The sequence below is a fragment of the Bradyrhizobium sp. LA6.8 genome, assembly GCF_040547935.1.
Classification (GTDB): Bacteria; Pseudomonadota; Alphaproteobacteria; order Rhizobiales; family Xanthobacteraceae; genus Bradyrhizobium; species Bradyrhizobium barranii.
Map to the genome: position 1 here is coordinate 116698 of NZ_JBEPQQ010000013.1, position 17574 is coordinate 134271.

General features: G+C 65.1%; 23 protein-coding genes. 13 read left to right on the forward strand and 10 right to left on the reverse strand.

Going from position 1 to position 17574, the window contains the following annotated elements:
- Positions 1-40 precede the first annotated feature (40 nt).
- A complete protein-coding gene (locus ABIA90_RS41100; RefSeq protein ID WP_354121307.1) occupies positions 41-340 on the reverse strand; it encodes a hypothetical protein in 300 nt (99 codons plus the stop codon).
- Positions 341-1031: 691 nt separating this feature from the next.
- Here ABIA90_RS41100 and ABIA90_RS41105 point away from each other — a divergent pair.
- From ABIA90_RS41105 to ABIA90_RS41140, 8 genes are all read left to right on the forward strand, one after another.
- Positions 1032-1553: a hypothetical protein gene (locus ABIA90_RS41105; RefSeq protein WP_354121308.1), complete on the forward strand. Its 522-nt coding sequence runs from the start codon at positions 1032-1034 to the stop codon at positions 1551-1553.
- Between the two features lie 101 nt (positions 1554-1654).
- Positions 1655-2239, forward strand: a complete 585-nt coding sequence (locus ABIA90_RS41110) for a HutD/Ves family protein (protein ID WP_354121309.1) — start codon at positions 1655-1657, stop codon at positions 2237-2239.
- A 126-nt stretch (positions 2240-2365) separates the two neighbouring features.
- Positions 2366-3559, forward strand: coding sequence for an adenylate/guanylate cyclase domain-containing protein (locus ABIA90_RS41115; protein WP_063986667.1), 1194 nt, complete (start codon positions 2366-2368; stop codon positions 3557-3559).
- Between the two features lie 368 nt (positions 3560-3927).
- The gene (locus ABIA90_RS41120) at positions 3928-4200 is read left to right on the forward strand and encodes a hypothetical protein (RefSeq protein ID WP_354121310.1); all 273 of its coding nucleotides are present in this window, start codon (positions 3928-3930) and stop codon (positions 4198-4200) included.
- 66 nt (positions 4201-4266) lie between these two features.
- Complete coding sequence (locus ABIA90_RS41125) at positions 4267-4479, forward strand: hypothetical protein (protein WP_063985337.1); 213 nt, start codon at positions 4267-4269, stop codon at positions 4477-4479.
- 79 nt (positions 4480-4558) lie between these two features.
- Positions 4559-4744, forward strand: coding sequence for a hypothetical protein (locus ABIA90_RS41130; protein ID WP_354121311.1), 186 nt, complete (start codon positions 4559-4561; stop codon positions 4742-4744).
- Position 4745: 1 nt separating this feature from the next.
- Positions 4746-4958, forward strand: a complete 213-nt coding sequence (locus ABIA90_RS41135; RefSeq protein WP_014497603.1) for a hypothetical protein — start codon at positions 4746-4748, stop codon at positions 4956-4958.
- A gap of 89 nt (positions 4959-5047) precedes the next feature.
- Positions 5048-5845: an adenylate/guanylate cyclase domain-containing protein gene (locus ABIA90_RS41140; protein ID WP_354121312.1), complete on the forward strand. Its 798-nt coding sequence runs from the start codon at positions 5048-5050 to the stop codon at positions 5843-5845.
- Positions 5846-5898: 53 nt separating this feature from the next.
- Here ABIA90_RS41140 and ABIA90_RS41145 read toward each other — a convergent pair whose 3' ends face one another.
- The 6 genes from ABIA90_RS41145 to ABIA90_RS41170 all read right to left on the reverse strand — a co-directional run bounded on the left by ABIA90_RS41145 (position 5899) and on the right by ABIA90_RS41170 (position 10895).
- Positions 5899-6657, reverse strand: coding sequence for an amino acid ABC transporter ATP-binding protein (locus ABIA90_RS41145; RefSeq protein WP_354121357.1), 759 nt, complete (start codon positions 6655-6657; stop codon positions 5899-5901).
- Positions 6658-6683: 26 nt separating this feature from the next.
- Positions 6684-7526: a transporter substrate-binding domain-containing protein gene (locus ABIA90_RS41150; RefSeq protein WP_354121313.1), complete on the reverse strand. Its 843-nt coding sequence runs from the start codon at positions 7524-7526 to the stop codon at positions 6684-6686.
- 22 nt (positions 7527-7548) lie between these two features.
- Positions 7549-8190, reverse strand: coding sequence for an amino acid ABC transporter permease (locus tag ABIA90_RS41155; RefSeq protein ID WP_354121314.1), 642 nt, complete (start codon positions 8188-8190; stop codon positions 7549-7551).
- A 9-nt stretch (positions 8191-8199) separates the two neighbouring features.
- The gene (locus tag ABIA90_RS41160) at positions 8200-8868 is read right to left on the reverse strand and encodes an amino acid ABC transporter permease (RefSeq protein WP_354121315.1); all 669 of its coding nucleotides are present in this window, start codon (positions 8866-8868) and stop codon (positions 8200-8202) included.
- Positions 8869-8968: 100 nt separating this feature from the next.
- Entirely contained in the window at positions 8969-10042 is a 1074-nt protein-coding gene (locus tag ABIA90_RS41165) for a Gfo/Idh/MocA family protein (RefSeq protein ID WP_354121316.1), read from the reverse strand.
- Positions 10043-10061: 19 nt separating this feature from the next.
- Positions 10062-10895 (reverse strand): sugar phosphate isomerase/epimerase family protein, encoded by an 834-nt coding sequence (locus tag ABIA90_RS41170; RefSeq protein ID WP_354121317.1) that lies wholly within the window; start codon positions 10893-10895, stop codon positions 10062-10064.
- Between the two features lie 211 nt (positions 10896-11106).
- Between ABIA90_RS41170 and ABIA90_RS41175 the strand changes: the two genes are divergently transcribed.
- Complete coding sequence (locus ABIA90_RS41175) at positions 11107-11790, forward strand: TetR/AcrR family transcriptional regulator (protein WP_085403281.1); 684 nt, start codon at positions 11107-11109, stop codon at positions 11788-11790.
- A gap of 43 nt (positions 11791-11833) precedes the next feature.
- Here the strand turns inward: ABIA90_RS41175 and ABIA90_RS41180 are convergent, their stop codons facing one another.
- The 3 genes from ABIA90_RS41180 to ABIA90_RS41190 all read right to left on the reverse strand — a co-directional run bounded on the left by ABIA90_RS41180 (position 11834) and on the right by ABIA90_RS41190 (position 14678).
- A complete protein-coding gene (locus ABIA90_RS41180; RefSeq protein ID WP_167768142.1) occupies positions 11834-12331 on the reverse strand; it encodes a DoxX family protein in 498 nt (165 codons plus the stop codon).
- Between the two features lie 26 nt (positions 12332-12357).
- Positions 12358-13095 carry an SDR family oxidoreductase gene (locus tag ABIA90_RS41185; protein WP_354121318.1) on the reverse strand — a complete coding sequence of 246 codons (738 nt, stop codon included), beginning with the start codon at positions 13093-13095 and terminating at the stop codon, positions 12358-12360.
- Positions 13096-13265: 170 nt separating this feature from the next.
- The gene (locus tag ABIA90_RS41190) at positions 13266-14678 is read right to left on the reverse strand and encodes a DHA2 family efflux MFS transporter permease subunit (protein WP_354121319.1); all 1413 of its coding nucleotides are present in this window, start codon (positions 14676-14678) and stop codon (positions 13266-13268) included.
- A 264-nt stretch (positions 14679-14942) separates the two neighbouring features.
- Between ABIA90_RS41190 and ABIA90_RS41195 the strand changes: the two genes are divergently transcribed.
- The 4 genes from ABIA90_RS41195 (at position 14943) to ABIA90_RS41210 (ending at position 17348) form a co-directional block, all read left to right on the forward strand.
- The gene (locus tag ABIA90_RS41195; protein WP_038936396.1) at positions 14943-15251 is read left to right on the forward strand and encodes a Rossmann-fold NAD(P)-binding domain-containing protein; all 309 of its coding nucleotides are present in this window, start codon (positions 14943-14945) and stop codon (positions 15249-15251) included.
- 20 nt (positions 15252-15271) lie between these two features.
- Positions 15272-16162, forward strand: coding sequence for a sigma-70 family RNA polymerase sigma factor (locus ABIA90_RS41200; RefSeq protein ID WP_354121320.1), 891 nt, complete (start codon positions 15272-15274; stop codon positions 16160-16162).
- Positions 16163-16831, forward strand: coding sequence for a DUF2867 domain-containing protein (locus ABIA90_RS41205; protein WP_354121321.1), 669 nt, complete (start codon positions 16163-16165; stop codon positions 16829-16831).
- Between the two features lie 250 nt (positions 16832-17081).
- Positions 17082-17348, forward strand: coding sequence for a DUF3551 domain-containing protein (locus ABIA90_RS41210; protein ID WP_071916356.1), 267 nt, complete (start codon positions 17082-17084; stop codon positions 17346-17348).
- Positions 17349-17574: the final 226 nt, after the last annotated feature.

Here is a 17574-nt window from a genome sequence, read left to right on the forward strand (position 1 = left end):
GCCACCGAATTCGATACCCCCACGAAGCCGAGGTTTCTCTTTATTGCGGCGACTCTGCAATCGTCGGAGTTTGCGATGCGCTCATCTGTTCGAGTGCTTCCAATACGGCTTCGCAGGCCTTCTCGGCTTCGGCGAAGGTACTGAAGGGGGAGCCGCCAAGCTTGATTGCGGACTTGTTTTCTTCGACGGGGCGCCATGAGGCAACCAGGCCCGGCTTTCCGTGAAGACCAGGGCCGGTGCGGCTTTCGTTACTGATCACAAACGAAAATCCGCCGCTGCACGCCATCCAGATTTCGAGTTCATGCACCGGAGTCTCGACGCGCGTAAAGTGCAGGGTCATGTCTCTCTCCAGAGTTTGCTCCGCAGAATGGGCCACGGGCGCAAGCCGCCAGTGCCTACCTGTGCGAATCCCGGATAGCCGCAAGGTCCGAGGTCTCTGATCCCTCGTCTCTCCATGCCGTCAAATCGCCCGGGAGCAGAATGGGATCGCGCTCAACCCGCCTGTTGCGGCTGACCCCTAAGCCAATGAGCCCGCCCAATACCAACGCGGAGCCTGCAATGATCAACCAGTACGGCAAGTCCAACACGGGCATTGCAATTCTCCCACTGAGAGGAGCGCGTTACGCAATTGCCTGGCCGAAGCGCGAGCGGGTTACCTTTGGATAAGTGTCTGTATTATGCGGCGCTTCAAGCTTCGTGCAAGGTACCCAAAAGGGGTAGATTTCTGACCTAAATTGCCGCCGGCGGGGGCAAGGGGAAGCGGCCGCTCAGCTGGCCGAGGCCAGCTTCCGTCATCCGGGAGCACAGCCTCATCGCGCGAGCTGCCCCGGCACTGCGTTGCGCTTCATCCGGGCTACGAACTGAGGCGCAAGCTCCGCACAATCGCGCGACGGATGAAACTGCCGGGCAATTTTTGCAGCGTTGTGCGAATTCCACGCGCTACGACAAGGAAAGCCGACAGGAATCAACTGCGCTTTCGCTGGCACAAAAATTGCTGAATGTTTCCGCGCAATGATCACAGGAATGAAGCCGTGACCAACGTCAGCTACACCGTCCCGCCGAACTGGACCGCAGGCTCCGACAAGACAGGCGCGAGCAAGAACAAGAATCCGAACGATCCGAACATGCTGACGACGGGCGCCTATGGCAACGCGTTCGAACTGTTGCTCGACAATCGAACCAACAGTGACGGCACCACCACGGAGACGCTGACCTACAAGAGCTACAGCGGCAAGACCAACGGCACGTTCTCGGCGACGGCCGAGACAGGGACGGGAGCCGATCTCGGCAGTGCCTACCAGGCGCTGCTCGCCACGCTTCAGGCCAATGGCGAAATGGACGACAAGACCGCCGCGCAGCTCGACGACGCCATGGGCAAGCTCGATACCCAATCCGAGAGCGGTGCCAAGGATGCCGAAGTGTCCGGCGGCGGCCTGCTGGTGCAGTCCGGCGGCCCGGTCTATTTCAACGGCATCTCGGCCTATCAGAACCAGTTCGTGGATTCGCTCGTCAACGAGCTGAGCACCAGGCTGAACCTCGACGCCAAGGCGTGACGGCAATTCATCGCTGGTGAAACCGGTTGGCAAAGCCGGCCCAACCCGCGCATGATGCGCGGGCGAGCTCGGCCACACGCTTTCCCGGATAAATTCAAGACATGAAAACCACGCTGCTGAAGTCCGAAGACTACGCCCGTTCGCCCTGGAAGAACGGTGGCGGCATCTTCACCGATATCGCGGATGCCCATCGCGCCGACGCGCCGGCGAAGGATTGGGATAGCCTGCTCTGGCGCTTTGCCTCGACGCCGATCGTGGCGCCCGGGCCCTTCTCCTACATGCCCGGCATCGACCGCCTGCAAATGGTCGTCGGTGGGCGCGGGCTGGTGCTGAAGTCGCCCAGCCAGGACTTCGACGAGCGTGAACCTTTTACGACGGTGCGCTTCACCGGCGAGATGGAGGTCGTGACCGCGCTCGAGGCGGGTCCCGTCGAGGTCGTCAACCTGATGGCCCGGCGCGGCGCGGCGGAGATCGAGCTGCTGGCACTCAGGGAACCCGGCGAGCGGCCATTGTCCGCCGGCACGCACCTGGTTTACGCGGTTTCCGGCGATTGCAGCATTCGTCTCAATGGCGAGGATATTGTCATCCCCGACGGCAGCACGCTGAAGGTCGAGCAGACCCAGGCGTCCAGATTGGGACTCGTCTCAGGGCTGGCGGTACTGGGCTCGATTCAGCTCGTCGGCTAGATGGCAATCGCCCGGCGGATGCGCACAATCCATGCACATGGCTAGGTTGACGCCGCGGCGCCGGAACACGATATCTGCCCTGATCATGCGGACCGCCGCGCAAGCCACGATATGAACGGGCAGGATATGACCGCGCCAGACCAAAATCGCCCCACCACGCTATCCGACGGCGTCGTCGACTGGCTGACCAACGGCACGAGCGGCGAGCGCTTCGTCGACAACATCTTTGCCGAGATGTGCATCCGCCTCCAGCAGGCGGGCATTCCGCTCAAGCGGTCGACGATGCACGTCCGGATCCAGCATCCGCAATGGCTCGGCGCCGCCTTCATGTGGTTGGATGGCATGCGCGAGGCGAAGATCTCGCGGGTCGACTTCGATGTGCTCGAGCGATCCGAGTTCATCGGCAGCCCTGTCAGCGAAATGCTGGACGGTGCGAGCGAACTCCGCGAGAATCTCGAAGGCGATCCGTCGCTCGGCCGCAGGCACGCGGTCTATGACGAGATGCGCGCGAAAGGTCTGACCGACTACGTCGCCTGGCCGCTCCACCACACACTCGGCAAGCGCCATCTCGTCACCTTCGCGACCGATCGCCCCGGCGGCTTCGACGACGCGCATCTGGTTGCGCTCAAGAACGTGCTGCCGGTGCTGGCGCTGGTCAGCGAGATCCGCGTCAAGAACCGCCTGGCGCGAACGCTGCTCGAGACCTATGTCGGCTCCCATGCCGGCGAGCTCATCCTGGCCGGGGCCACGCGGCGCGGCACCGGCACGACGGTGCGTGCCGCGATCATGATCTGCGACCTCCGTGACTTCACGAAGATCTCGGACAACTGGCCGCGCGACGACGTCATCGATCTCCTCAACGACTATTTCGACGCGATGTCGGAGCCGATCGCGCGGCACGGCGGCGAAATCCTGAAATTCATCGGCGACGGCCTGCTCGCCATTTTCCCGCTCAGCGGGCCCGGCGCCTGCGCAAACCTGCTGCGCGCCGTGACTGAAGCCCGGCAGGCTATGGCCGCGCTGAACGAACGGAACAACGGGACCGGCCGCGCGCCGCTGAACTACGGCATCGGCGTCCACGTCGGCGACGTCATGTACGGCAATATCGGATCGTCCAGCCGGCTCGACTTCACCGTCATCGGTCCCGCCGTCAACATGGCCTCCCGTCTCGAAGCCTTGACCAAGCAGCTGGGACGACCGGTGCTGCTCTCGCGCGCCTTCGCCGAGCTGGTCGAGCGGGAGTTCGAGCTCGAGCATGTCGGCAAATACGAGGTGCGCGGCTTCAGCGATCCGATCGAGCTGTTTGCGTTTCACGGCTGAGGCGGCGGCATGCTCGCCGCAGCCGTCCGGTTGAAATCTCGCTGACGCAGGATTGCCGATGGCCCGCGCGCCACCGATTGCGCGGCACGGCGGAGAAATCCTGATCCTCATCGACCACGGCCAGCTTGCCATCGTCCCGCACACCCCGGCATCTCCGAACGACGGTCGCTATCGCCGCCCATCATGGCCTCGATGTGCCGTGACTAACGGTGCATGCGTGCGTCGCTGTGACGTCGATCCAGTTCCGGAATCGGGCGATCGCGCAAACGCGCAGTTGTCGGGGTACGTCCCCTGCGCGCGACGGAAGTCGTGCTTATGGGCAATATCGGACGCGTTGTTGAAAGATATGTTCGCGCAGGACACCTAGGTTGGCTTCACTGGCGGCGTTGCGATTGGTGCCGCAAGATTTGGTCGAGGACAGTCGATGCGGCTGCCTCGATGCAACAGAAAAGGTGATCGACACATCGGACGCGACCACAAGAGGAGACGACAATGCCAAACTGTTCCCAAGTTTCTGGAAGTCGAACCGCTCGCTGTGCCGCGTGCGACGGCAAGTTTGGTCTGGTCCGCTACTACTCTTGGCGAAAGCCCCTTTGCTCGAAAAAGTGCGTCGAACGTTTGGCGGCGCGCCGGCAGGGTGAGCGCGACTGGTTCGGTCGATTTCCATCGGTTGTCGACATGTTTTCAGAAAGCCGCGCGAGGCGCCTATGACCATGCAGATGTCACGACGAGGAAAGGAATATCTCGAGACGGCGCAGAGCCTGCTGCGCGCGGCCCGGACCATGACGGACATCGTGGTCGCGACCCGGCTTGAGATGCTGGCCAATGACTATCAGCGGCGCGCCGAAAAGGCATCAAGCGTCGATGCGGCGAGGTCATCGGCGCGTTCGGCCGGCACGCGATACGAATCGTACCCGTGATTGCGGGTTGCGCGGTGAGCCGGTCGCCCAACCAGGGCCGTCTGGTCAGTTTCCTCTCTTGCCACCCCGTGGAGCCGATATGGGCGAAGTTGTTCGACTGGTCACAAGAGCCGAGCGCGAGCGTGCGCGGCTGATCCGCGAAGCGCGCGCTAACTATTACGCCGTGTTTCCGCGGGCCGATCCCGACGGCGAGCGGCCCGTCGAGCCGCGGTCGACCACTCGGGCGGCGACGCACAGCCCGAGCACGTCGAAGGAGCTCTCGTGACATGATCAAGATCATTGCCGTGCTCTGCAGCCTCTCGTCGCCGACAGATTGCCACGAGCAGATTGTCACGACCTCGGATTTCGCTGACGTGACGATGCAGTCCTGTCTGATGGGAGCGCCGCAACTTGCCGAATGGATGGCGCAGCATCCAGCCGAACGTCTCGCGGCGTGGCGCTGCTCGATCGGCAAGCAGGAGGCTCGCAGGGGAGCGTAGGGTGCGAGGAGCCCTGTTGCCAATGCAGGAATGTGCGAATACGTTGGTCGCAGGTCCGCCCAAACGTTCCTTCGACTGGCCGCGCGTTCATGCCAAAATTCCTTCGCATCGGAGTCCATCAGTCGAACGTATCGGGATACACGTCGAAGGCGTGGTGTGTCAGGCGCGTCGGCTCGGCGGTTTTCCTGAAGTGGGGCGGCGTGGAGGTCCAAGGCACCGGTGCCGGGCGCAAGGTCTACTGGACGCGCTCGCCGCAGGAGAAGACAGTTCGGTGCGGCACGGCGCAGCGTGCCCAGGATTACGCAAAGGCCGCGATCGCGCGGCGTCGCAGCCATCGCTATGAGCCGCTGGTCGGAGCTATCGCGCTCCGGCGCCCCCCCGCCGAGCGCGGCACCGATCTCAAGCGGGCGCTCGCCACCATCCTGATCGTCGATATCGTCGGCTCCACCGCCAAGGCCGCGAAGCTCGGCGATGCGCGCTGGACCAAGGTGATGGGCCATTATTACGCAGCCGTCCGCAAGGAGCTGAAGAGCTCGCGCGGAAAGGAAGTCGTGACGACGGGCGACGGCGTGCTAGCGACGTTCAAGGCGCCGGCTGCCGGGATCAGTTGCGCGACCGCGATCCAGAAGGCGGTGCGCACGCTGGGGCTAGAGATCAGGGTCGGCCTGCATGCGGGCGAGTATACGATCAGCGGCGGCGAAATGGTCGGTCTCGCCTTCCACATCGGCACCCGCGTCGCAGCGAAAGCGCGGGCCGGCGAAGTCTTGGTCTCGAGCGCGGTCAAGGATTTGCTGAAGGCACCATCGACGATCAGCTTCAGGGATCACGGCATGCACCAGCTCAAGGGCGTGCCGGAGCGGTGGAGGCTGTATCGGGTGGAGGCGTGAGGGGGCTCGCAAGGGTGGACACCGGACCGCCTTCGCGCTGCGCCGGCACGGCTTCAACGATGCGGCAGAATTTCGCCGAGGAATTTTTTGGTGCGCTCGTGCTGCGGGGCCCTGAAGAAGATTTCCGGCTCCGCCTCCTCGACGATCCGCCCCTCCGCCATGAAGATCACGCGGTCGGCGACCTGCCGGGCGAAGCCCATTTCATGGGTGACGCAGATCATCGTCATGCCGTCGGTCGCAAGCCCGATCATGGTGTCGAGCACCTCCTTGACCATTTCCGGGTCGAGCGCCGAGGTTGGCTCGTCGAACAGCATCACCTTCGGTTCCATGCAGAGCGCCCGCGCGATCGCCGCGCGCTGCTGCTGACCGCCGGACAATTGCGCCGGGTATTTGTCCGCCTGGTTGAGGATTTTGACGCGGTCGAGCAGCCGCCGCGCGGTCTCCTCGGCCGCCGGGCGCGGAATGCCGCGAGAGCGGATCGGCGCCAGCGTGCAGTTCTCCAGCACCGTCATGTGCGGGAACAGGTTGAATTGCTGGAACACCATGCCGACCTCGCGGCGCACCGCATCGATGGCCTTGCCTTGGCTGCCGAGATGCACGCCGTCGACGACGATCTCGCCCTTCTGGTAGTTCTCCAGCGCATTGATGCAGCGGATCAGGGTCGATTTGCCCGATCCGGACGGCCCGCATAGGACGATCTTCTCGCTCGCACGGACCGCCAGGTTGATGTCGGTCAGCACCTGGTAGGTGCCGTACCATTTGTTGACACCGCGCATCGCGATCATCGTGTCCGCCGTGGCTGCGACCGGCATGGCTGTGACCGACATGGCACTCTCCCTCAGCTGACGGTGAAGGGGATGCCGGGAATGCTGTCGGGGAAGGCCGGCAGCGGGTTGTTCATCCATTTCGGATAGATCCTGGCCCATTCGCCGCTGGCGATGATCTTGTCGATGAAGCCATTGACGAAGGCGTTGATCTCCTTCTCGCCGAGCCGCGTGCAGGCGCCGTTATACAGCTTGGTGAATTCGAGCTTGTTCTCGTAAGCGCCGGGTTTGGATTCGTTGAGGCGCGGAACGTAGAAGATGTTGCCGCCCACCGCCTGCACCTGCCCGGACAGCAGCGCCTGCATGGTCGGCGCATCGCCGTCGAAGCGGCGGATGGTGGTGCCGGGCGCCGCCGCTTTGGTGACGTCGGTGTCCTGCACGCTGCCGCGCGCGACGCCGATGACATATTTGCCCATGTCGGCCGGCGATTTGATCTCCATCTCCTTCGGCGCGATGAAGGTGATGATGTTGGCGCCATAGGGCTTTGAGAATTGCACCGCCTTGGCGCGCTCCGGCAGCATCGCCATGGTCGCAAACAGGATGTCGACGCGCCCCGACGTCAGCGCCGGGATGCGATTGGCGACGGCCAGCGGCGTGAATTCGGCGGATACGCCGAGCTCCTTTGCAAACAGCTCGGAGAGGTCGGCATCGAGGCCCTCCTGCTTGCCCGAGGAATTGACGAACCCCCAGGGCGGATTGTCGCCCTGGATCCCGATCAGCACCTTGCCGCGCGCCTTGATCTCCGCGGGCGTCACCGCGTAGGCGGCGCGCGACAGCACGAACGGCGAGGCGATCGCGGCGGCGCCGAGCGCCAGCATGTGGCGGCGATTGAACTGGATTGTCTTTTTGGTCATCATTCCCTCCTCTGTGTTGAATTCATCATCGTGCGGCGGTGATGAGCCGCCGCTCCAGCCAGGCGCCATAGAGCGAAAGCGGCCAGCACAGCGCAAAATAGAGCGCGCAGACCAGGCCGAGCACGAGCAGCGGCTTGAAGTTCTGGTTGGAGACGATGGTCCCGGCGCGCATCAGCTCGGTGAAGCCGATGATGGCGGCAAGCGAGGTGCCCTTGATCAGCTGCACCAGGAACCCGATCGTCGCGGGCAGCGAGATGCGGATCGCCTGCGGCAGCACGACGTCCTTCATCCGGTCGAGGTAGCCGAGGCTGAGCGCCTTGGCGGCCTCGACCTGGCCGCGCGGCACCGCTTCGATCGAGCCGCGCCAGATCTCGCCGAGGAAGGCGCCGGCATGCAGGGTGAAGCCGATCGAGACGGAGACCCAGGGATCGAGCTTCAGCCCGGCGAGCGCGAGGCCGTAATAGACGACGAACAGCTGCATCAGCAGCGGCGTGCCCTGGAACAGCGCGATGTAGGCGGCCGCGCCGCGTTCGAGCCAGCGCCGGCCCGACGTGCGCGCCAGCGCGACGCCGAGGCCGGCGACCGAGCCGAGCGCGAAGCCGATCGCGGACAGTGCCAGCGTCCATTTCAGGCCGCCGAGCAGGAACAGGAACTGGTTCTTGTCCATGCGCCGTCCTCACTTCACGGGATAGAGCAGGAAGCGCGCGTTGATGCGCGCGAACATCTGCATCAGCATCCACGACATCGCGAGATAGAGCAGCGTGACGACGCCATAGACCTCGAAGCTGCGGAACGTGTTGGTCTCGATCGCCTGTCCGACCGAGGTCAGCTCGTAGGCCGAGATCGCCGATGCGATGCTCGTCGTCAGCGTCAGCATGATGAACTGGCTGGTCAGCGACGGGAAAATCGCGCGCAGCGCCGGCTTCAGGACGATCAGGCGGAAGATCAGCGTCCGGCTCAGGCCGAGCGCCAGTCCCGCCTCGACCTGCCCCTTGTTGATCGACTGCACGCCGCCGCGGATAATCTCGATCGCATAGGCGCCGCCGTTGACGCCGAGCGCGATGATCGCGGTCAGCGTGGGATCGAGGCGGATGCCGACCATCGGCAGCGCGAAGAAGACGAAGTAGATCTGGCCGAGGAACGGCGTGTTGCGGATCGCCTCGACGAACGCGATGACGAGCCAGCGCACCGGCGCGAACCGGGAATCGCGCAGCAGCACGCCCCCGATCCCGATGATCAGCGCCAGCACCATGCCCGACAGCGCCAGGCCGAGCGTGCCGGCACAGCCCCACAGCAGCTCCGGCAGGCCCTCGATCACGGGTCCGAAATCGAACTTGTAGTTCACCTCGCTCCTCCCTCCGGGCCGCCCTCTTGGCGTGGCCGGGCCGCCCTCTTGGCGTGGCTTGGCCCGTTCGCGTCTGTCCGACGGCGGTGAAAGCCGTGCTCTAGGTCGTTGCCTGCTCACCGAGCTCCGCGTAGCGCTCGCGCAGGTCGATGCGCCGTCGCGCCGTCGCGGCCTCTGCGATCGCGAGCGTCACCAGCAGGCTTCGCGCGCCGTCCTCGACCGGTTGCAGCGACGGCGTCACGTCCCGGACCACGTCGCGGAAATGATCGAGCTGCGCGACGTAAGGATCGATCGACGCCGCATGATTGGCCTGCGCCTGGATCGGCCTGTTCCAGTCCTGCGCGCCGCCTTCCTGCGTCCATTGATCGAGACTTGGAAATTCGATCGCGCCGCGGCGGCCCATCAGGCGGTAGCTGCTCTGGCCGCTGAACGGAAACTCCGGCGCCTCGCCGAGACCTTGCTCCATCGTCCAGGGCGTCACCGCGCAGTCGCTGAGGAAAAACGTGCCGAGCGCGCCGTTCTCGAACTCGAGCAGCGCGGCGGCGGTATCCTCGACCGCGAAGCCGCGCTGCCGGTTCGCGGCGATGGCCTCCACGGCAACGATCTCGCCGACCGCAAAGCGCAGGAAGTCGATCTCGTGGATCAGATTGATCAGGATCGGCCCGCCACCGGCTTGCGACCGCCAGGGCGCCGCCTTGAAATAGTCGGCCGGCTTGTGCGTGGCCCAGATCGCCGAGACGCCGACGACATCGCCGATACGGCCCTGGCCAAGCAGCGCCTTGAGCGCCTTCACCTGCCTATGATGGCGGCGGTGATGCCCGACCAGCGACCGGATGCCGGCCTTGCGGACCTCCGCGATCAGGCCGGCGGCGGTCTCCAGCGTATCGGTGACCGGCTTTTCGATCAGGATATGGATGCCGGCCCGCGCGCATGCGATGCCGTTCTCGGCGTGGAGCTGATTGGGCGATGCGATGATCACGGCCTCGGGCCGAGCCTCGTCGAGCAGCTTCCGGTAATCCGCGAAGACGCGTGCGCCGGGCTGCTCGGCCGCGACCTGCTCGGCGTTGACGTCGGCGATGCCGGCGAGCTCGTAGTCGCCATGCTCGGCCAGCTTGCGCAGATGTTTGCGCCCGATCAATCCTGCGCCGATCACGCCAATCCTGATTTTTGTCATCGCGTGCATTCCGTTGGGTTTAGGCCCAGCCGTGGCAGTCGCGGCGTCTGGCGCCGCGGGCCTGGCCTTCGAGCAAGTTCCTGGTCGCGTTGAACGCCGTGGCGATCCGCTCTCTCGCGTCGAGCGCCGGCAACGGCATCTCGACGCTGAGGGCGGCATCAGTGGGCAGCGCCTCCAGCAGTGCGCCGAGCGGCAGAGCGCCGTCGCCGGGCGGTAGCCGTCCCGCGCGCGCCTCGGCGATGATCGCCGCGTCCGTTGCCGGCGCTTCGGCGGCGGCATCGCAGAGTTGCGCGGCGCGAAGCCAATGGTCGGGAAGCGGGATCAGGTCGGCGGCCCGGCCGCCGGAGCGCGCCAGGTGCAACGCGTCGACCAGGATGGAGCCGTTGGTCTGGCCTGCGTCGCGGATGACCGCCGCGGCCTGTGCCAGGGTGCCGATCGCGCGCCAGCGCATGAATTCGAGGTCGACGCGCAGTCCGAACGACGCGGCGAGCTGGCAGAGCTCGGCGAAACGCGCGGTGAGCCGGGACCGATCCGGGTCGTCGCCCGAAGCGATGATCGCTGTGGCGCCGAGATCGGCGCCGGCTTCGAGACAGCCTGCGAGCGAGGAGATGTCGATGGCGGGCTTGAGCTGGACCAGCTCGATGTCGCTGACCCGCACGCCCTCGCCGCCAAGCACGCGCTTCAGCGCTCGGTGGGCCTCGGTGCCGACCTGCGTCGGATAGGCCGGCCCGTCGCTGGTTGCCGGGATGAAGCGTAGCGCGACGGCGGCAAACCCGGCCCGCGCCGCCTCGGCAACCAGCGCCGTGGGCGCAAGCTCCAACGCGGTGAGATGGGCAAGGCCGAGCGCGGTCATGGCCTGCTCGCCTGCACAGGCAATCCCGGCAGTCGCAGTGGTCGGGAGCTGGCGCGGCGGTCGCCGATCAGGCGCATGTGTCTCCTCCCTTAATTAATCCATGAGTTAATTGATAATTATCCAATGGGATAATTGATGTCAAGTGCCCGCGATTGCGCTATGGAGGGAGGGCGAGGCCGCGACCAGCCGCCGCGAACGACCGAAGGGCCAGATGCCAGGTGTGAAGAAGCAGCCCGTGCGGGCGGCGAAGCCGGTGCCGATCAAGCGGCGCGACCGCGAGCGGACGCGGCAGGAGATCCTCGACATCGCCTTCGAGGAGTTCGCCGAGAACGGCTTGTCCGGCGGCAACACCGACGCCATCGCCGCCCGCGCCAACATCACCAAGCGGCTGATCTTCTACTATTTCAACTCGAAGGAAGAGCTGTTCACCGCGGTGCTGGAGATGGCCTATGCGGAGATGCGCGCCGCCGAGGAGGATCTGCATCTCGAGGCGCTGGAGCCGGAGGCCGCGATCCGCCGTCTTGCCGAATTCACCTTCGATTTCCACCAGGCCCATCCGCAATTCGTCCGCCTCGTCAGCATCGAGAACATCCATCGCGGACGGCACATGGCCATCAGCCGCAGGCTCAAGGAGATGACGCAGCCGAGCATCAGCCAGATTGCCAAGGTGCTGGAGCGCGGCGCGGCCTGCGGCGCGATCCGGCCCGGAATCGATCCGGTCGAACTGCATATGACGCTGAATGCGCTGAGCTTCTTCGCGGTCGCCAACCGTCACACGTTCGAGGCGCAATTCGCCTTCGACATGTCCTCGCCAAAGGCGAGGGCGCAGCGCCGCGCCGAGATCGCCGATCTGCTGTGGCGTTGTGTGCGGGGGGATCGAACGGCGGCGGTGTGAAGACCTCGCGCGGCCGGAGCGGGCAGGGCCGCCCGGCGCGCCTTCAAAGCTCCCGTCCAATCAAGCGGTCCGCGGAAAATCGTCCGCCGCCCCGAAACGACATGTGCAGGGCAACGAGGCCCATCAGGAACGGGTACTCCATGCCGCGATCGATCCAGGCCCATTTGGGATAATGGATCAGGCAGATCATCGCCATCTGCACGGCGACCATCGGCGCGACGAGGCGGGTGAACAGCCCCGCGGCGAGCATGATGGCCCCGATGGTTTCCAGCAGCATCACGAAATAGCCGAACGCCACCGGGGCCGGAAAATGCAATGAATTGGTGATGAAATTGATGGAGCTCGCGAACGGATTGGCCATGGCGCCGTGGGACTCGCCGAGCAGTTTCGGCAAGCCGTGCGTGAACAGGATCAATCCGAAGGCAACGCGCAGAAACGCATAGGAAACGGGATTGGCGATCTCGTAGAAATTTCGCAAGCCAGGCAACAGCAGGGACGCGGGGCTGTGCCGTGGCGCCCCGCCCGTGATCGCATCGCTCATGGTCATGATCTCCAGACGATGCGGCTTCAGATGATGCCGCCATTGGCGCGCAGGATCTGGCCGTTGATCCAGCCGCCGTCGGGCCCGACCAGGAACGAGATCGCGCGCGCGATGTCGTCGGGTTCGCCGAGACGATGGAGAGGCGTGCGGTCGATGATCGGCGAGATGTCGTGCTGGTTGGCGTTGTGGAACAGCTCGGTGTTGACAGGGCCCGGCGCGATCGCGTTGACCGTGATCCGCTTCGATCCCAGCTCCTTCGAGAGGATGTGGGTGATCGCCTCGATGCCGGCCTTGGTCGCGGCGTAAGCCGCATAGGTCGGCTGATAAAGCCCGACCACGCTGGTCGAGAAATTGACGATCCGGCCGCCTTCGCGCAGCCGCTTCGCCGCTTCGCGCAGCGCATAGAAGGTGCCGGTGAGGTTGATCGCGATGGTCTGGTCCCACACCTCGTCGGTGGTCTGGGCCAGTGGGGCGACCTTCATGATCCCGGCATTGTTGACGAGCACGTCGACGCCGCCGAACGCCGTCTCGGCCGCGTCGAACAGCGCGCGCACGTCAGCCAGCTTGCTGATGTCGGCTTTGACCGCAATCGCCGCTCCGCCGGCGGCCTTGATCTTCGCCACCAGCGCCTCGGCCGGCGCCGCGCCGCTCGCATAGTTGACGACGACGGCGAGGCCGTCCCGCGCCAGCCGCTCGGCGACCGCCGCGCCGATGCCCTTCGAGCTGCCGGTGACGATGGCTGTGCGTGGGTGCTGGGTGGTCATGGTGGGATCTCCCTGTTTGATGGGGAGATAATAGGCGGGCGGGTTGGCTGGATAATCTCGCTAGAATTGGCTTCACTGTTCGGATGGGGCGAACAGTGAATGGTGCCGGTATCCGCCGCTGACAGCTTGGCGGCCCTTATCTTGGCATGAGGGAGGTCATCACCTCAACATCACCGCCACGCATCCTGTGGCGCGGTTGCGCTGGCGGTCCGTCGCCGTACCGGCAGGAAAAGCCCCGCAATCGCGCCGGCCAACGACAGCATTGCGGCGAGGCTCATCGCCGCGGCAAATCCGCGCTCGAAATGCGCGGCCGAATCGACCCCGCCATGGGCCGAGAAGCTCGCCACGAGTGCAGCGACGCCGAACATGCCGCCGAGGAAGCGGCCCATGTTGAAGATGCCGGACACCTTGCCCATTTCGGCCACCGCGACCGAGCTCAGGATCGCGTTCTGCGCTGCCGGCATCGCCATCGAGACGCCGACGCCGGCCAGCACCAGCGGCGCGACCAGAGCGGAGTAGGCAACCGCGGGGCTCACGATCTCCGCGACCCAGCCAAGGCCGATCGCCTGCATCAGCAATCCCGTCACCACCAGCGGCCGCTCGCCGAACCTGTTGACGACCGCGCCGGCGATCGGGGCGGTGACGAACAGCGTTGCGGTCCAGGGCAGCAGGCGAAGTCCGGCGCCGAAGGCGTCGAAGCCCAGCGCGGTCTGCAGGAACTGCGGCAGCAGGAACAAGACGCCATACATCGCGGCGTAGAACAGGACGCTTGCGGACATGCCGGAGGCGAGGGCGCGTGATGCAAACAGCCGCATCGGCACCATCGGCGCGGCCGCGCGCAATTCCCAGAGCACGAAGCCGGCTGTGAACACCAGGCCTGACATCAGCGTGCCCATGACCTCAGCGCTCGCCCATCCCACTGCGTTGCCGCGCAACAGGCTCCAGACCAGCGCCAGCGCCGCGAGGGCGACGAGCGACAGTCCCGGGATGTCCAATGCGGCAGCCGGTCCGAAGCTTTCGCGCAAGCGTGCCAGCACCAGGGTGATCACGATCAGGCCGATCGGCAGGTTGATCCAGAACACCCAGCGCCAGCCGAAATGTTCGGTGATGAAGCCGCCGATGGCCGGGCCGATGATCAGCGCGCAGCCGGTGATGCTGGCGAAAATGCCGAGCGCGCGGGCGCGTTCCTCGCGGCCGAACGTGCCGCTCAGGATCGCCATCGCCAGCGGCATCACCAATGCGGCGCCGGAGCCCTGCAGCGCGCGGGCGGCGATCAGCGCGGGGGCGTTGCCGGCGAGCGCACAGGCCGCCGACGCAACGACGAACAGGGCGATCCCGGCCGCGAACATGCGACGGCGACCGAAGCGGTCGCCGAGCGCGGCGCCGGTCAGGAGCAGCACGGCAAAGGTCAGGTTGAAGGCGTTGACGGTCCATTGCAGCGTCTCGACCGGGCTGCCGAATTCGGCGCGGATGGTCGCGAATGCCGTCGTAATGATCATGGCGTCCAGCGCCATCATGAAGGATGCCAGCGCGGTGACGCCAAGCACCCAGTTCTTCTCGGCGCGATTGGTCGGAGTCTGCATCGCCCTCTCTCCGTGTGTCGAGCCGCCCTGTCGCGGCGCGTTCTGCGGGCTAGACGAGGCCGGAGGGGCAAAGGATGCGCCCGGAAAATAATTTTTCCCGGGCCGCATCCTTTGCCGGCCGCCAAACGTCCTTGGGGATGACGCGGCCATTGACGCGAGCTTGATCCGGAAAGCGGAGCACCGGTTTTCCGGGAAGGTCATGCCAAAATGGAAAGATGGCGCGCGATGGGCGAGCCAGGTGGCGACATGAGCAAGGAGAGCGCGATGAAAAGGACGTTGATCAGGTACAAGGCCAAGCCGGAGCTGGCCGACAGGAACGCCGAGCTGGTTTCGGCCGTATTTGCCGAATTGAAGGCGGCCGGGCCGGACGGCGTGCGCTATCTGACGCTGCGGCTGGAGGACGATACCTTCATCCATCTGGTCGAGGCTACGGCCGAGGACGGCTCGAGCCCGATCCCGAAACTCAGGGCGTTTCAGGCGTTCCAGGACGGCATTCGCGACCGCTGCGCCGAGCCGCCGCTGGTTCGTGATGTGAGGATCGTCGGCAACTACCGTATGCTGGACGAGTCCTGACTAGGCGAGGCGGAGGAGCAATGGCGCCAGAGCCACTGGCCACCATCGATATCGAGGCGCTGCTGGCGCGGTTGCGGCCGAAGCTGCATCGCTACTGCGCGCGCATGGTCGGCTCGGTCATCGACGGTGAGGACGTGCTGCAGGATGCGCTGATCAAGGCGATGGGAGCGCTGCAATCGGTCACGCCCGTCGTCAATACGGAGGGCTGGCTGTTCCGCATCGCGCACAACACCGCGCTGGATTTCCTGCGCCGCCGCAACCGGCAGGAGGCGCTGCATTCGGCTGAGGAGGTGGAGATGATTGCCGACCAGCTCGATGATGTGGAAAGCCGCCAGATCGCTGCGACCAGCCTGCGCACCTTCATGCGGCTGCCGGTGGCGCAGCGGTCCAGCGTGATCCTGATGGACGTGCTCGGCTGCTCGCTTGCCGAGGTCTGCGACATCATGGATTTCAGCCTGCCGGCGGTGAAGGCCGCGCTGCATCGCGGGCGCACGCAGCTGCGTGAGTTCGCCGGGGAGCCGGACGACGCGCCGCAGCCGGGCCTGTCGGAGGCCGATCGCACGCGGCTCAACGCCTATGTCGGTCATTTCAATGCCCGCGACTTCGACGCGATCCGCGCCATGATCGCCGATGACGTCAGGCTCGAGCTCGTCAACCGCACCAGGCTGAACGGCAAGGCCGAGGTGTCGCGCTATTTCGGCAATTATTCGAAGATCAGCGACTGGCACCTGGTGACGGGGCAGGTCGACGGACGTCCCGCGATCCTGGTGTTCGATCCGAATGAGCCGAGCGGGCAGCCGAAATATTTCATGTTGCTGAACTGGTCCGCCGACAAGCTCGCCACCATCAGGGATTTTCGTCACGCAGCCTACGTTATCGATGGTGCGGAGTGCGTGGTGGATGGAGGGTGAGTGGGCGTGGCCGACAGCGTGGTCTGCGCTTCAGTTTCAATGACCGCTGAGCGGGAAGGGGCCGACCTGCCCGGCGGCCTCGCCGCTTGTTGGAGAGCCCCGCTGGTGCTACTGGTCTCCACCACCTCTTCGCTTCCATTCAGTCCGGGCGGAACATCTATGGCGCGCGTTGCTCGAGTGGATTTGCCGCAACGTTCGGTGCTCAAGCCGCTCTACGCCAAAGCGGGCTTCGCTGACGCATTCGCGATCGATCTGCCGAGCCATGCGACGGGCGACGCCGAGCGTCTCGCCACCCATATGCTTATGGGTCAGGCGCGGTGGGTCGGCTGGCTAGTGGCTCTAAGGGACACTTTGGTCGCGGGGTTTGGTCTTAAGACATCGTCTGAATTGCGCGGTGACGTTGCGACCGACAGGATCGATTTCTTTCGGGTCTACGATCGGCGTCGTCATGAGATTATTCTTGGCGAGGACGATCGCCATCTCGACTTCCGTTTGTCCGTTTTGGTTGAAGAGTCCGCCTTGTGCCGCCGACTTGTCGCCACAACGGTCGTGACCTTCAATCATTTGGGAGGGCGAGCCTATATCGCGGGAATCGCGCCCTTCCATCGCCTGATCGTAAAGTCGTCTTTGCGTCGAGCCGAGCGATCGGGCTGGCCGCCTGAGCTGTGAGGTCGCGCGCCCCCGGCTGGACCAAATTCGGTACGTGCTGGGTCGGCGACAAGCCCGCCACCATCAGGGATTTTCGTCACGCGCCCTGCGTTGTCGATGGTGCCGAGTGCGCGGTGGAGCGGAGCACGGACGTGCCGCCCCTGTGGCACATAACAGCGAATTAATCTCTCCGGCTGCGAAGTATTCGAGATCTGAAACGTTAGCTCACGAGAGTTCTCGCATCCGGCGAGCGCTACACAGGAGTTCCTTCATGCATCGTCATCTTGCCATCGCCGTCCTTGCGGCGGTTTCCACCCTGACCGTCGCGGCATCCTCTACCGCCGTGTCCGCAACCGAGGTGCAGGACAATTATTGCCTGCAGGGCCGCCAATCGGGCTACCCCGGCAATTGCGAATTTTCCACCTATGAGCAGTGCCGCGCCACCGCGAGCGGCACCAACGAGAGCTGCGGTATCAACCCGATGCGGGCCTACGCGCCGCAGCAGCAACGGCACGTGCTGCATCGCAGCCGGGATTGAGCGGCAAGCGATGAAGGGCGCCGGCGACGGCGCCCTTGTTCGATGTGGCTGCTCCACCGAAGCAGCCGCAATGCGTCGGGACGCACGGGCGGCCCGTCGATGGCGAGCCATCCAGCGCTGCCGTCGTCATCTCCCGAAATCGCGAAAGACCTGATGCGGCCCTCGATCGCAGGCATCGGGACGGCCGCAATCGCGGCGACCGGAGTATTCGAGTATCTTCGCGATC

Coding starts and splice junctions, on each gene's coding strand:
- ABIA90_RS41195 (WP_038936396.1), top strand. CDS start 14,943: ATGAAAAGGACGTTGATCAGGTACAAGGCCAAGCCGGAGCTGGCCGAC.
- ABIA90_RS41185 (WP_354121318.1), bottom strand. CDS start 13,095: ATGACCACCCAGCACCCACGCACAGCCATCGTCACCGGCAGCTCGAAG.
- ABIA90_RS41100 (WP_354121307.1), bottom strand. CDS start 340: ATGACCCTGCACTTTACGCGCGTCGAGACTCCGGTGCATGAACTCGAA.
- ABIA90_RS41140 (WP_354121312.1), top strand. CDS start 5,048: ATGCCAAAATTCCTTCGCATCGGAGTCCATCAGTCGAACGTATCGGGA.
- ABIA90_RS41155 (WP_354121314.1), bottom strand. CDS start 8,190: ATGGACAAGAACCAGTTCCTGTTCCTGCTCGGCGGCCTGAAATGGACG.
- ABIA90_RS41135 (WP_014497603.1), top strand. CDS start 4,746: ATGATCAAGATCATTGCCGTGCTCTGCAGCCTCTCGTCGCCGACAGAT.
- ABIA90_RS41115 (WP_063986667.1), top strand. CDS start 2,366: ATGACCGCGCCAGACCAAAATCGCCCCACCACGCTATCCGACGGCGTC.
- ABIA90_RS41170 (WP_354121317.1), bottom strand. CDS start 10,895: ATGACCGCGCTCGGCCTTGCCCATCTCACCGCGTTGGAGCTTGCGCCC.
- ABIA90_RS41150 (WP_354121313.1), bottom strand. CDS start 7,526: ATGATGACCAAAAAGACAATCCAGTTCAATCGCCGCCACATGCTGGCG.
- ABIA90_RS41210 (WP_071916356.1), top strand. CDS start 17,082: ATGCATCGTCATCTTGCCATCGCCGTCCTTGCGGCGGTTTCCACCCTG.
- ABIA90_RS41190 (WP_354121319.1), bottom strand. CDS start 14,678: ATGCAGACTCCGACCAATCGCGCCGAGAAGAACTGGGTGCTTGGCGTC.
- ABIA90_RS41145 (WP_354121357.1), bottom strand. CDS start 6,657: ATGCCGGTCGCAGCCACGGCGGACACGATGATCGCGATGCGCGGTGTC.
- ABIA90_RS41165 (WP_354121316.1), bottom strand. CDS start 10,042: ATGACAAAAATCAGGATTGGCGTGATCGGCGCAGGATTGATCGGGCGC.
- ABIA90_RS41175 (WP_085403281.1), top strand. CDS start 11,107: ATGCCAGGTGTGAAGAAGCAGCCCGTGCGGGCGGCGAAGCCGGTGCCG.
- ABIA90_RS41130 (WP_354121311.1), top strand. CDS start 4,559: ATGGGCGAAGTTGTTCGACTGGTCACAAGAGCCGAGCGCGAGCGTGCG.
- ABIA90_RS41200 (WP_354121320.1), top strand. CDS start 15,272: ATGGCGCCAGAGCCACTGGCCACCATCGATATCGAGGCGCTGCTGGCG.
- ABIA90_RS41125 (WP_063985337.1), top strand. CDS start 4,267: ATGACCATGCAGATGTCACGACGAGGAAAGGAATATCTCGAGACGGCG.
- ABIA90_RS41180 (WP_167768142.1), bottom strand. CDS start 12,331: ATGAGCGATGCGATCACGGGCGGGGCGCCACGGCACAGCCCCGCGTCC.
- ABIA90_RS41110 (WP_354121309.1), top strand. CDS start 1,655: ATGAAAACCACGCTGCTGAAGTCCGAAGACTACGCCCGTTCGCCCTGG.